Here is a 13722-nt window from a genome sequence, read left to right as displayed (position 1 = left end):
CTCACCCACGACGGCCCCCCAACCGTTCCTGCCCGGCATCGGTGATCGCCAGGCTCGTGTAGCTCCTGCTGTCCCTGCTGACCTCGTCGCGCGCCAGCAGCCCTTCGGCGACCAGGCGAGCGGCCGCCTGGTCCCACCGCCGCTCGGCACCGCGCACGTGCCGGAGCGCACCGAACTGTGGGCAACGACGCAGCCCGGCACCGATCGGATGTCCCCCGGCCAACACCTCTGCCCCCAGCACGGCCGCCTTCAGCCCGACCGCGCCGTAGCGGCCCGTACGCAGGGTGGACGCCCACGCCACGGCCTGCAGGACGGTGAGCTCGACGTTCACGAGGTTTTCCGGATCCGGCACCGCCGAAGCGGGAAGATCATGCCACGCCGACCGTCCCCCACAGGCGTCGCACGGCTCGCATTGATCACCGCAGGTGTACGGGGGAAATCCGAAGTACCGCACGATCGCGGCGCGACGGCATTCCGTGCCACCGACGTAGGAGATGACGACGTCGAGCTGCTCGCGCTGCCAGACGTTCCATCGGCGGATCTCCCGCGTCAGCACTGCGGTGTCGACCTCACGCGCCCGCAGCCGGAGGCGACGGTACCGCTGCGACGACGAGAAGGTGATGAGCCGGTCCAGCGACCAGGCAACCAGATCGTTTTCCAGCTCGTCCGGGTCGATGCCGTGCTCCTGTTCCAGCCGGTCGAAGTCGATGCGGCTGCCGACCTGCGGTCGCATGCGCAGCAGCACGGACATGTGCCGGAACCGGCGCCGCTGCTGCTCGTTCTCCGGCTCCCGCACACCCACGTGCACGGTCCCGCGGGCCGAGCAGTCCGGCAGTTGTTCCACCGCGCCGGCGCGTTCCAGCCAGCCCAGCAGGACGTTGAGCTCGTCCGACTCGACACCGGCCGCCTCGGCCAGCTCCTCCGAATGGAACACCACGTCCCCGCCCCGCCGGCGCTGCTCCCGCAGCAGCGTCAGCACCCGCTGCGCTTGGGCGCGTCGGTCGCCCTCGGCCGTGTTGGCCACCTGAGCGCGGCGGCGGGCGATGTCGCCGCCGCTGTAGAGCAGGACGCAGTCGCCGCGCAGCTGGGCGACGCGCGCCGCCCGCCCGGCTTCCTGCACGTACGCGTCCAGCGACTCGGGCAGGTCGTAGTGCACCACCCAGCCGACATCCGGCTTATTCACGCCCATCCCGAATGCCTTGGTCGCAACGATGATCTGTGTGGTGCCGGCGAGGAAGTCGTCCTGGACAGCCTCGCGCTGTTCCGGCACCATGCCGGCGTGATAGTGGCGGGCTGCCAGCCCGGCCCGCCGCAGGAGCGCAGCGATCTCCTCGGTGACCGCCCTCCGCGACGCGTACACGATGCCGGGCGTGGAGCCCATGGCGGTGGCGATACGCAGCAGCTCGCGGGCCCGCTCCCGTTCATCGGCCACCTTGGTGACGCGGAAGCGGAGGTTCGGACGGTCGGAGGGCCGACTGACGGTGACCGGGTCACGCAGTTCGAGGGTGGCGATGATGTCCTGCGCCACGGGGCGCGTGGCGGTGGCGGTCAACGCCATCCGTGGGGCGCGGTCGAGGTGGGCGACAGCCCGCGAAACCTGACGGAACTCCGGCCGGAAGTCATGCCCCCAGTCGCTGACGCAGTGCGCCTCGTCGACAACCAGGCCGGCCAGGTCCTGCCGCTCCAGCGCCACACGCAGCACCGGATCGCGCACCAGCCGCTCCGGGGACACGTACAGCAACCGCACCTTGCCCCCGGCCAGGTCCCGCAGGATCTCGTTGCGGACGGCCGCCGGCGTGCTGCCCGTGATGCCCTGGACACCGCGCAGGCCGCGACGGCCGCGGAGGTCGTCCAGCTGGTCCTTGATCAGCGCGACAAGAGGACTGACGACGACGGTCGCGCGGTCCTGCGGGCGCAGCAACGCCGGCAGTTGGAAGCACAGCGACTTGCCGGTGCCCGTGGGCAGCACACCGACCGTGTCGAGGCCGCCGAGGTGCGCCAGCATCAGCTGCAGCTGCTCGGCCCGCAGCTCCTGCACCCCGAACAGCAGTCGCGCGCCTTCGCGCAGCTTCGGCTCCGGGTCCTCCCCCGGCAACAGGCGTAGCCGCTGCACGATCGCATCGACCTCGCTGCCCGCCAGCGCCAACGCCGCGCTCAGGTCCGGTTCCTCGCCGGTGACGAAGCGCAGGGCGTAGCGCCAGGCGTCATCCCGGTCGACGGCGTGGTGAAGCTGCGGGCCCGGAAGCGTGGACAGCAGCAGCCGGTTGGCGCTGCTCGGCGACTGCATACGCCGGTCGCAGATCAACGCCACGCCGCGGTCCGACTCGGTGCGGATCAGCCGGCCGAAGCCCTGTGCGAGCAGGACGGCTGTCTTGGGGACCACGTACTCCAGGAAAGGGTCACCGCCGCGGTCGGCGATGGCGCGGACCCGGGCGCTGACCACCGCGTCGTCGGGGTGGGGATAGGGTGGCTTCTCGATGATCAGGTAGCTCAGGGTGTCGCCGGGGGCGTCGAAGCCCTGCCAGTAGGAACGCAACCCGTACACGACGGTGCCGGGATCGGCCCGGAACTTGTCGGCGATCTCCCCGCGGCCAGCTTCCCCCTGCACCAGCAGTCGCACTCCGAGGTCAGCGAGGGCGTCGTCCTGTTGCCGCACCAGGTGCGCGACCGCCTGCATCCGCCGGCGTGCCGCGAACAGCGTCATGGACTTGCCGCCGGTCAGCGACAGCAGCCCCACCTGGTCACGGGCGAGGTCCTCGACGAACTCCCGTTCCTGGCTGGGCACCGGGACCGGCAGGTGACTGGTGAGCACCACAGCTGACTGCGCGGGGTAGTCGAACGGGCTGGACAGCTGGCGGCCGTCGAACACCCCGGGCTGGCTGCTGCCCGCCTCGATCCGGATCCCCAGCCGGGAGGCGAGGTAGTCGAAGGTGCCGCCAGTGGTGAGGGTTGCGCTGGTCAGCGTGACGCTTCTGGCGGGATGCACGACGGCGTCCGCGAAGGCCGGACTGATATCGACGGGGATGCACTCGAAGGTCCAGTCCAGCTGCTCCTCGGCAGCCTCGGGGCCGGCCGGAAAGTCGGATGGCGGGTCGGCGGAGAGCCGGTACACCCACAGGTGTTCATCGGGCAGGTCCCGCAGCCGCCCCAGCACCTCCCCGGCATCGGTCACCGCATGGGTCAGCCCGGCGAGGCGGGACACGATGCTTCGCAGCAGCGGATGACCGTCGCCCACATCTGCGAGGCGGGCTCGCGCGGCCGCTTCCACCGTCTTTAGTTCGGTCAGCAACTCCCGCAGGTCACGGCCGGTCTGGCGGGCCTCTTCGACGAGCTGTCGATATTCGGGGCGCCCGTGTACCACCCCGCTGCGGGGCACGGCGGAACGACTCGTCCCCCCGTACTCGTGCAGGTAACGCAGGACGGAGGAGGTGAGGCTGTCGCAATCCCGCCGCAACCGTCGGGCCAGGGCGGGGAACTGGCGGCCGGCACGGAGATCAATGCCCGAGGCAACCAGTCGGCGCAGTTGACGGTCGAGGCCGGACCGCCCGTCCAGCCGGCTGGCCAGGCCGAGCAGTTCGCGACGGCCGATTGCCTCCGTCCAGGCCGCCGTCAGGGAATCCTCGAGCTCGTGGGCCTCGTCGAAGACGAGGTCGCCCGCCCCGTCGGCAAGCACATCGCCGGGACTGCGCACCCCCTGTTGAGCGAGCCGAGCCCAGGCGGCGATCAAGGCGTGGTTGACGGCCAGGACGCCGGGACGCTCGGCCATGCCAGCGAGCCGCTTAAACAAGGGACAGGTCGCCACCCACGCGCACCGCTGCCGCTCACAGGAGCGGGCATCGGTGCGCAGCACGTCGCGCGCGGTGGCGTAGGTCGGGCGGCCGCGGCTGAACGCCAGGTCGGCGATGTCGTCCCACACCCCCACCTGACTGACGGCCAGACCCCGGATCGCGACGGCGAGCGCCAGCCACTGGTCGGGGTCGGTGTCCTCGCCGGAACCGTCGAGGGCAGCAGCGACCTCTCGCGGGCAGATGTAGTTGGAGACCCCGAAGAGCTGGCGCAGAGGAACGGAGAAGAGCCCCTGCTCCCGCAACCGGGTCACATCGCGGCGCAGTTGCTGTTGCAGGACCTTGGTGGCGGTGGCGACCACGACGGGACGGCGTGCACCACCGGCGCGCCCGGCAGCCGGCGTGAGGTAGGCGAGCGACTTGCCCGTGCCGGTGGGCGCCTCGACGGCGAGCAGCCCGCCGCCGTCCAGCACCTCGCCGACCGCCGTGGACATCTCGCGCTGGGACGGCCGCGCGGCGTAGCCCTGTCCGGTCAGCCGGCCGAACACCTGGCGCACCGCCTCGAGCGCCGACCGGTGCCCCTCACCCGAGACGTCGAGCAACGGATCCGGCGCGCACGTCAGTCCGTCATGCACCCGCTCGGGCAGGGAACCGTCCGGAAGCAGCCGTGCCACCGGCGAACCCGCCGCCGCCAGGCAGACCCGGGTGAGCTGCCAAGACGGCTCCGATTCGTCGATCTGCTCCAGGACCAGGCGCAGGCAGGCAGCCTCGGCACGAGCATCGGCGGCAAGGTCGTCACCGTCGCGGACGATTCCCCAGCTCTCGCACAGCTCGGCCAGCCGCGCGCCGGGCCGCGTGGGCTCCTGCAGCAACGCCAACAGGCGCAGGTCGATGTGCACGTCGGGCAGGCACTCCGCGAGGCGCTGCGGTAGCCGCGACCAGTCGTCGTCGTGCGTCACCACGCACGCCGTCTCGGCGGCGAACCGGCGTAGCCGGTCGCTCTGGTCCGCCCCGCTGGGGAAGAGCTGGCACTCCCCGTCGCTCATCCGCACGGCCGCCGCCGTCACCTCCCCCTGCGGGTTCGGCGGTGACACGGCGAGGACGACGCAGTCGGCCAGCGAAATGGTGGCGGGGAGCGGCGTTCGCCGCCATGCCGGAACCCTCGACGGTTGGCGCTCGGTCGGCTGATCGTCCACGTCGGCGGAGGCCTGGGAGGGAACGCTGAGACGGCCGTGCTCGTCGAGAACGAACGCCTCCGGGAACCGCTCCGGCAGTTTCGCCAGCCGGGCCGCCGTGACCACGATGCCGCTCTCCCGCAGGAGGGTCACGACCTCCTCCGGAGGCAATGGTCCCCGTTGCAGCAGCAGATCGTTGGCCGCCGTCAGATTCGGCGGCATCACCTGCGACGCCATGTGCTTCCGATCTCCCCCGTACTGCCCGACGTGCGGCAGCGGCGGATCGGAGACGGTGGCTGGCACACCCGAGCGGTCTCCGCCCAGGCTTCGGCCGTTGTCCGAGCCCTACTGCCGACTCCCACCTGGCCGATGAGGCGGAGCCGCGAGCAGCCTTAACCTAGCTAGCCGACCGGTGGGCCGAAACCCTCCGGATGGACCTTGTTCAGGTCCTTCATGAGGTCGGCGCGCCGCCGTGGTGCGTCAGCAACTTCCGGAGCAACGCGACCAGAGTCTGCCGCTCGGCGGCCGACGGCGGGGCGAGCAGTTCGTCCTGCACGGTGTCGAGGGCGCGGTCTAGCCGTTGGAGCTGTTGTGTACCCGCCCTGGTGATCGTGACGGTGTTGCGCGGGCGGTCCGCCGGGTCGGCGCTCGACGAAGCTCTTCTCCTCCAGCTCGGTCACGGCCGCGACGACGTCGCTGCGGTCCATGCGGCAGCGCCGCCCCAGCTCGGCACATCCCCGTCATTGGCGGGCAAGAACGCCGCTGGGAGCGTCGGCAAGGCGCTGGATGCTCCGGGTTGGCTTGGTCGGCCGCCTGCGCAGCGCCCATTCGACTACGGCCAGATTGATCACCCAGCCGGCGAGCATCAGCAGCGCCCGGCCGACCCCGCTCGGCTGGCCGGCCAGCAGCATCCAGGGCAAGTGGGTCAGGACCTGGGTGCCCGCACCGAGACCGATTGCGTAGCCGCGTGCCATCCAGGCGCGGTGGCGGGGGATGTCCCGACGCCGGATGGCGGCGAAGCCGAGGACGATGCAGCAGAGCATGGCCGTGCCGAAGACGAGCCGCATCGGGGTCACCAGCACGTGGTCGACCGGCGGGCGGGGATAGAACAGCGTCATCCACAAGCCCGACAGGGCGGCGGCGAGCCCGCAGGGGATCAGCAACCGTCCGACGAGGCGGTGCCAGCCGGGCCGGCGGCGGCGGAAGCTGGGGGCGAATTGGAACGCGCCCAGGAGGCAATACAGGCTGGCGCCGATGATGTGCGTCAGCACGGGTACGGGTGAGGCGAAGAACCGGGCATTGTCCGGGGTGACCGTCGCACCGCCGGTGAGTTCGGCGGCCCGGGCGGCGCCGGCGATCACGGGAACGGCGCTGAGCATGATCAGGCCGGCGGGTACCAGCCACTCTCGCTTGGCCGAGGGGGTCATGGCACATCCCTTCATCTGCTGGTCATCCGTCCAGCCGGCCACATCGCCCCTGCCCGGAGGTGTACGGCGTACACCTAGTGGTCAGAGTAGGGTGTACGGCGTACACCGTCAAGAGGCGCTACCGTGTGGCGACCGCTTCAAGGGGAAGGCGACGGATGGTTCAGCAACTGGACGGCACACGCCGGGCCCCCCTCAACCGGGACCGGGTGCTGCACGCCGCCGTCGCGCTCGCCGACCACAGCGGCGTCGAATCCGTAAGCATGCGCAACCTCGCCCAGGAGTTGGGCGTCGTACCGATGGCGCTCTACAAGCACGTGGCCAACAAGGAGGAACTCCTCGACGGCATGGTCGACGTCATCGTCGGCGAGATCGACCCACCGGCCGACGGCACCGACTGGAAGTCGGCGATCCGGCAGCGCATCCTTTCGGCGCGACGTGCCCTCCTGCGCCACCCTTGGTCGTGGCGCGTCATCGAGTCCCGCCCGAAGCCCACTCTGGTCGTGCTGGACTACCTGAACTCGATCGTCGGCATGTTCCGGGCCGGCGGCTTCTCCGTCGACCTCACCCACCACGTGATGCACGCTCTCGGCAGCCGGGTGTGGGGGTTCACCCAGGAACTGTTTCCCGCCTCACCGCTGCCCGAGGACCCGGAGACGCAGGCGGCCGCATTCCGCGAACTGGCCAGCAGGTATCCCCACATCGCCGAGATAGCAATGGCCGCCGCTCACGACCAGGGGTCCGTCGTCGGCCAGGGCTGTGACGACGAGTTCGAGTTCGAGTTCGCCCTCGACCTGCTGCTCGACGGATTCGACAACCTCCACCGGCAGGAATGGACGTCCCGCGGCACCCGGTCCTGACCCGGCGACAGACACTCGCGCCCGCACGGGCTCAAGCGACCGCCGACCTGGGCGACGGCGTCAATGCCGTGGCCAGCGCGTGACCACCGCGGCTGGCGGTGCCGGCGTCAGTGAAGCTGGAAAATTCGTCGATCGGCGCCTCGCGAATCAGCTGCCCCCCCCCGGGGCTCTCACCTCACCGGTAACCTCGCCGCATGTCGACGGAGATCGTTTTTGAGACTCACTCCTGGAGCGAGGACAACGACCGTGGCATCGCCACCGGGTGGCTGCCCGGTCGGTTGTCCCCGCGAGGACGAGTGCTGGCAGCGGAGCTTGGCCAGCGCAGGCGAGACGACGGCATCGCCGCAGTGTTCGTCTCGGATCTGCGCCGGGCAGCGGAAACGGCCGACATCGCCTTCTCGGGAACTCAGATCCCGATCCTGCATGACTGGCGGCTGCGGGAGTGCGACTACGGCGACCGCAACGGCATGCCCGCCGCCGAGCTGCACGAGCATCGGGATCGGTATCTCGATGAGCCCTACCCTGGTGGCGAAAGCTGGCGGCAGGCCGTACACCGGGTTGGTCGATTCCTCGATGACCGGTATCTGCGGTGGGCTGGCCAGCGTGTCCTGGTGATCGGACATGTCGCCACCCGATGGGCTCTCGACCACCAGATCGACGGGGTTCCGCTAGAAGATCTGATCAACGCCGACTTCGCCTGGCGTGAAGGCTGGGAGTACCGGATAGCCGACCCGCACGATCGGCAGGACAGGACGTAGTGCGGTGTCCACTGACGTTCACCGGGTTTGCGGTGGGTGTTGTGGACCCTCGCCTTGGGGGCGAGCGACTCCCCCGGATGGTGGGCGGGCCTCCACGGGCCACTGATCCTCGCGCGCCTTGGATAGGCGGCGGGGGTCACGTCGGAACCGGTCGGCACCGGGCAGGTGCCGGCCGGCTCGACGGTGCGTGACCACCTCCGGCAACACCACCCGCTGCCGGGTGGTGGAACCGCCGCCCGGAGAACGTTCGGCGATGATGGCGGCCGCAACGAGGTCGAGGTGCCCGGAGAAGGCCCGGGTCACTGCCTCGCTGGGGACATCAAGACAGCGATCGCGGCGGCCGCCGGGAGGAGTCACCGCCTTTATTGGCGTAGGCGCTTCGAAACTCATCGGTGAAGATCGGCTCGGATCTGCACAAACCGAACGGGCTCATCGTCGCCACCCCCGGCGGCTTGCCGGCCGTGCTTGATCCACTACTGGTACCGGCTGACCGGCGTGCTGTCGAGCCAACGGAACGCGCTTATTTTCCGGGTCCGCTGGTGCCTCGCGGCCGAGGCGGGCCCGGGCTCGGGCCATACGAATGGCGGCGGTCAAGGCCGTGATGTCGTAGGCGCCGTAGTGGCGGCGGCCGTTGATGAAGAACGTCGGGGTACCGGACACTCCGCTGCTGTCGGCCGAGTCGATGTCGCTTTCGATGCGGCCGGCGTGGGCGTGGCTTATCAGATCGTCGTGGAAGCGTTTCTGATTCAGACCGAGGTCGCCGGCGTATTTGACTAGATCGGGGATGTTCAGCTTGTCCTGGTGTTCGAGCAGCAGGTCGTGCATCTGCCAGAACTTGCCCTGAGCGGCGGCTGCTTCGGTGGCCTCGGCTGCCAGCCGGGCTTGCGGGTGCACGTCTGACAGAGGCAGGTGACGCCACACGTAACGCAGGTCGGCGTGGCCCAGCAACTCCCGGACGACTGGCTCGGCCTTCCCGCAGTACGGGCACTGGAAGTCGCCGTACTGCACCAGCGTTACCGACGCATCGGCTGGGCCGCGGACGTGGTCCCGCGTCTCGTCGACGTCTGGGATGAGGTCGACCAGCTCCGTCATCTCGCCGAAGAGCGCCCGGGTGCGCTTGTCACTGGGCAACATGTTGGTGACGCGGAACGCGATCCAGGTCAGCGCCGAGGATACGATCGCCGCGCTGAGCACCCCGACTTTGGCCTCGGCCAGTTGGTCGCCGGTGAAGGCCAGGCTGGCGATCAGCAGCGACACCGTGAAGCTGACACCGGCGATCGTGCCGCTGCCGAGCACGCCCGCCCAGCCCACGGCCGGACGGATACGGCCGCGTGAGATCCAGGTGAGCCCCGCCGAGGTGCCGATCACGGCGAGCGGCTTGCCGACGACATACGCGAGCAGCACTCCCCAGGTGACAGGCGACGCGAACGCCCGGGCCAGGAACGGACCGTCGATGCTGATGCCAGCGTTGGCCAAGCCGAACAGCGGCACGATGACATAGCTGGACCAAGGGAGGTAGATGCGCTGAAGGCGGTCGTTGGGCGATAGCGTATTCGCGAGGCCGATCGAAGCCGAACGCGCGAGCTTGGGCGTCGGCTGCTCACGGAACGACCGGAACAGTCCGCTGACCTGCTCGAGCTCAGCTCGGCCGGGAGAGTAGGCGAACGCGGTCAACCCGATGGCCAGTCCGGCCACCACCGGGTCGACTCCGCTGACCAGCAGCGCGCCCCACATCACGATGGCGACCGGCACGTACGCCGAGCCACGTCGGACGCCGGCTGCGCGGATGGCCAGCATGACCGCGAACGCCGCTACGGCCACCACGATGGGCATCATCTTGATGTCGTCGCTGTAGACCAGGGCGATGACGATGAGTGCGATCAAGTCGTCGACCACGAACACGGTGAGCAGGAAGATCCGGACCCGGTCGGGCACGCCCCGACCGAGCAGCGCCAGCAGACCCAACGCGAGGGCGGTGTCGGTCGACATGGCCACACCCCAGCCATGCGCGCCCGGCCCACTGTGGTTGATCGCCAGGAAGATCAGCACCGGGATCAGCATTCCGATCACGCCGGCCACGCTGGGCAGCACGAAACGTCGCCGGTCGCGTAGGTCGCCGAGGTCGAACTCGCGCCGCGTCTCAAGGCCGACGACCAGGAAGAACAAAGTCATCAAGCCGCTGTTGATCCAGGTGTGCAGGTCGCGGGAGAGCTCGAGGTGCCCGAGTCGCAGGGACAGTTGGGTGCGCCAGACGGCTTCGTAGGAGTCGAGGTCGATGTTGGCCCAGAGCAGTGCGGCGACGATGGCGGCCACGAGCACGCCGGCGCTGCCGGACTCAGTCCGCAGAAAGGCTTGCAGCGGTGGCGCTAGATTCCGCTTCCAGATCGTTCGGCCGCTCATCTTGGTTTCGGTCACACGTCACCTTCCGACGCGCTGGCCGGGCCAGCATGGATAGCTGGATCGCGTGCCGCAACGCGGGCACGCGACCGCTCGGTTCAGTACTGATCGCGCTTGCCCCAGCTGTTGCTGAGGAAGCGACGAGGCCCGCCGATGTCCTGCAGGATGCGGGCGACTATCAGGTGAGCTCATGGTCGGGACGACCGCGCACATGATCGACGCGATGGTGAACCCGGCGATACCCACGAAAGGATTCGCGTGCGGCCGTAGCGGTCGCCGAGCGTGCAGGCCAGCAGGACCAGCGCGCGCCGGTCCTGCCCGAACTGAAAGGCAGCACCGAGCAGATCGACGAGCTGATCGGCATTCTGGCCGACGCAGGGGCAGGCAACATTCTCCCGACGCCGCCGTACCAGATGCGCGGCGTCAAAGACCTGTTCTTCGCCTGGCTGCGCCGCCAGCATCCCGAACTGCGTCGCGCGTACGCCGAGCTCTACGCGCACGGCTCGCGCACGCCCCGTCATTACCGCGACCTCGTCCGGTCACCGGTGGACCAGGTATTGCAGCGCCACGGGCTGCCGATCCCCGGGGATACGACCTCCGGCAAGTTCGCCCTGCTCGGCAGACGCTCCAGGTCACCGAGCCGACCGCACGGACTCTGTTCTGAGCTGCCGGCACGAGTCACCGGCCGTCCGCCAGGACCAGGACCTGCGCCGCATGCAATGCGCCGCATCGCGTTCAAGCTGTCGCGGTCGACGGAAACACTGCCGCCGCCTGGGGCGCAACGACAACCGCCTGCTGCTCGGCCGTGATAGCCGAGCAGCAAGCGGCCTGAGTTCAGCGCGGCCCGACGAACTCGGTCTTCACGCTCCATGCGAACTGAATCAGCAGGGTCACCGGGGACCTCTCGGCAATCTCATGCATCACCTTCAGATCGTCGGGGTCAGGTTCTTCGCTCAGCGTGATCGTGCGCTGCAGGTAGCGCTGTGCGCCTTCCTGCTCGGGTTCGTGGTAGTCGATCTCGACCGTGATGTCACCGGCGGTGTCGTACTTGTAGTCGACATACTGCCGCAGCGTCTGAGCAGTGCACGACGCGAGCGCCATCAACAGGTACTCCGTCGGCGTCGGGCCTTCGCCGACTGCGCCGTTGTGCGGTTCATCGGCGACGAACGTGAAGCCGCGGGTGATCATGTCCGTGCGCCGGCGCTCATTGGCCGGAAGGACAGCTCGGGCGGATGCGACGATACGATCCTGATCGGTTTCCATCAGCCGCGCCTTCCTGTAGATCCTGGTAGTGACGGGTCCAGGTACGCGGATCCAGCAGCAGCCGAGCCGCAGTCTGAGCGAGGGCTGTGGCCGGGCGTAGTCACCCCGTGACCGAGTACCTCCGCAGGCTAGCCTCTGCGGACTGGATAGTCCAAATGATCGCTCGTCGCCAGAGCCGCTCGGCCCTCGCGAACCATCACCCTGGGCATGTTAAGCTGCGATCGGGACCAAGATCCCCCAGCTGAACTCGCTCAATCGCCAAATCCAAAGATGGACTCATCAGTCCGTTAAGGCTAGGATATGCCGCTGTTCACGCATCAGGGCGGCTATGCCCTCCCGCGACTGGGGGGACTCAAATCCGGACAATGTGAGGAACATCGGTGCTCAGTGATCCGCGGTCGCGGTACGAGGCGATCCAACGACGCGAGGAACGACTCGATGGCATCTTTCTCACCGCGGTGAAGACGGCCGGCACCTACTGCCGGCCATCATGTCGCGCCAGGACCTTGGCACGGAAACGTTCGACTTTCACCCGAGGGCGGCCAGCGCCCAGCTCGCTGGATACCGAGCCTGCACGCGTTGCTCCCCCGACGCAGCGCCCCCGGCCCGACCGGCGCCTGGCCAGTCGGCGCTCGTCGGGCGTGCTGGAGCGCTCATCGAAGACGGCGCAGCGGGATCGTGGCGGGGTGAGACAGCACGGCGAGGCTCCCGGTCGGGGCATCGGATCGTGGTTCGACTGCTGTCGCACCTGCAGCCTCGCCGCCATCGATCTCCGGGCTGCTCACACCGCCGTGACCGGCCTGATCACGATGAAAAGGGCTCAGTTAACGGGTCGGCTCGCCGGACGGCTGCGAGAGGAACGATTTGATGTGTTCCAGCGCCATGTCCAGCGCAACTTCCATGGGTGCGACGTTGTGCGCGGCGTTCGCCAGCAAGTAGCCGCCCTGCAGAGCCGCCATCAACCCCGTGGCCAACTTCTCCGGGTCGGCGTCCTGGCGCAGTGCACCGCTGTCCCGCATCCGGTGCAGGCCATCACTGATCAGCTTCTCCCATGCCGCAAACGTCTCCAACAGCATCGATCGAGCCTGCTCATCTTGATCGGACAGCTCGACCGCCATCGACCCGAGGCCGCACCCGTATTTGCCGTTGTTCAGCGAGTTGGCCTGGACCAGCGCGTTACGCCACCGGACCAGCCCTGAGAACGATCTCAGTCGTTCGAGGCCTCCGCGCTCGCGCTGAAGCACAAGCGCGCCTCGATATTTGACCAACGCGCGTACGAGCTCCTGCTTGTCGGCGAAGTGGTGGTAAAGCTGCGACTTGCTGGTCTGGCTTGCCTCGCGGACGTCGTCAAGGGTCGTCGCGTTCACTCCGCGCACGAACATCAGCCGGTTCGCCGCCTCGAGGATCCGCTCTCGGGTCGCGATGCCCCGTTGACTGATCCTCCGCCGATTCGTCGGCGCAGCCACCTGCTCGTCGCTCATCGCTCAAGTGTATCCAGCGCGCCAGATAATCCCTGCTGAATGGGACGCTGGAGTCCATTCGGCGTCATGTCGCATTCGAATGATAGTGAACGACGAGCGCATGCGCTGCCAGTTGGCTGACCGGGTGCTATGTCCGCGAGATCATCGGTGGGACGAGCCTTTTCCTGGACTATTTAGTCCTCGTTATGTCAAAACTATCGCTCAGGAGTTGCTCGGCGAGGCGTCGTGAGCGGCGCGCCGGAGGTCAGCGCGTGGCAACGCTCGTTGACATGCGCCTGCACGTCACACGCATCACTCGCAGCTGATCCCGGCCTGTCCCCGAGGCCACCGAGAAGCAGCTGCGTGTCGCTCCGAACATGCATCGCGCCCTGTCCACCAGCCCGGCCGTACTGAACGGTTGGAATGATCTTCAGGGCGCCCTTAGCCGCACTCTCGACGCCACGACCCGGCACGGTATCGCTCATGCTGTCACTGACACCTCGGCCCTGGCCGGCGGGGGGGGCCCCGGGGCGCGCCCCCGCGGGGGAGGGGCGGGGCCCGCCCGCGGGGGCGGGAACCCCCGGGGGGGGGGGGTGGGGT

At 68.8% G+C, this 13722-nt stretch carries 8 protein-coding genes and 1 pseudogene; 3 read left to right on the top strand and 6 right to left on the bottom strand.

Annotation, left to right across the window (positions count from 1 at the left end):
• Position 1: 1 nt before the first annotated feature.
• Positions 2-5197, bottom strand: a complete 5196-nt coding sequence (locus tag AB0F68_RS06545; protein ID WP_357333355.1) for a RecQ family ATP-dependent DNA helicase — start codon at positions 5195-5197, stop codon at positions 2-4.
• 503 nt (positions 5198-5700) lie between these two features.
• The gene (locus tag AB0F68_RS06540) at positions 5701-6387 is read right to left on the bottom strand and encodes a DUF2306 domain-containing protein (RefSeq protein WP_357333354.1); all 687 of its coding nucleotides are present in this window, start codon (positions 6385-6387) and stop codon (positions 5701-5703) included.
• A 155-nt stretch (positions 6388-6542) separates the two neighbouring features.
• Between AB0F68_RS06540 and AB0F68_RS06535 the strand changes: the two genes are divergently transcribed.
• Both AB0F68_RS06535 and AB0F68_RS06530 read left to right on the top strand, forming a co-directional pair.
• On the top strand, positions 6543-7244 hold the full coding sequence (locus AB0F68_RS06535; protein WP_357333353.1) for a TetR/AcrR family transcriptional regulator C-terminal domain-containing protein: 702 nt from the start codon (positions 6543-6545) through the stop codon (positions 7242-7244).
• A 194-nt stretch (positions 7245-7438) separates the two neighbouring features.
• Positions 7439-8002 carry a histidine phosphatase family protein gene (locus AB0F68_RS06530; protein ID WP_357333352.1) on the top strand — a complete coding sequence of 188 codons (564 nt, stop codon included), beginning with the start codon at positions 7439-7441 and terminating at the stop codon, positions 8000-8002.
• A gap of 429 nt (positions 8003-8431) precedes the next feature.
• On the opposite strand, the gene nhaA is transcribed toward AB0F68_RS06530, so the two are convergent.
• From nhaA to AB0F68_RS06515, 3 genes are all read right to left on the bottom strand, one after another.
• Positions 8432-10417 carry a Na+/H+ antiporter NhaA gene (gene nhaA / locus AB0F68_RS06525; RefSeq protein ID WP_357333351.1) on the bottom strand — a complete coding sequence of 662 codons (1986 nt, stop codon included), beginning with the start codon at positions 10415-10417 and terminating at the stop codon, positions 8432-8434.
• 170 nt (positions 10418-10587) lie between these two features.
• Entirely contained in the window at positions 10588-10899 is a 312-nt protein-coding gene (locus tag AB0F68_RS06520; RefSeq protein WP_357333350.1) for a hypothetical protein, read from the bottom strand.
• Between the two features lie 334 nt (positions 10900-11233).
• Positions 11234-11662, bottom strand: coding sequence for an OsmC family protein (locus AB0F68_RS06515; RefSeq protein ID WP_357333349.1), 429 nt, complete (start codon positions 11660-11662; stop codon positions 11234-11236).
• 380 nt (positions 11663-12042) lie between these two features.
• Here AB0F68_RS06515 and AB0F68_RS06510 point away from each other — a divergent pair.
• Positions 12043-12530: pseudogene (locus tag AB0F68_RS06510) on the top strand (Ada metal-binding domain-containing protein).
• On the opposite strand, the gene AB0F68_RS06505 reads toward AB0F68_RS06510, so the two are convergent.
• A complete protein-coding gene (locus AB0F68_RS06505; RefSeq protein WP_357333348.1) occupies positions 12487-13143 on the bottom strand; it encodes a TetR/AcrR family transcriptional regulator in 657 nt (218 codons plus the stop codon). The pseudogene AB0F68_RS06510 and the gene AB0F68_RS06505 overlap by 44 nt on opposite strands.
• Positions 13144-13722 lie beyond the last annotated feature (579 nt).

The sequence above is a fragment of the Micromonospora sp. NPDC023966 genome (assembly GCF_040639095.1).
Classification (GTDB): Bacteria; Actinomycetota; Actinomycetes; order Mycobacteriales; family Micromonosporaceae; genus Micromonospora.
This window is presented reverse-complemented; position numbering and strand designations above follow the sequence as displayed.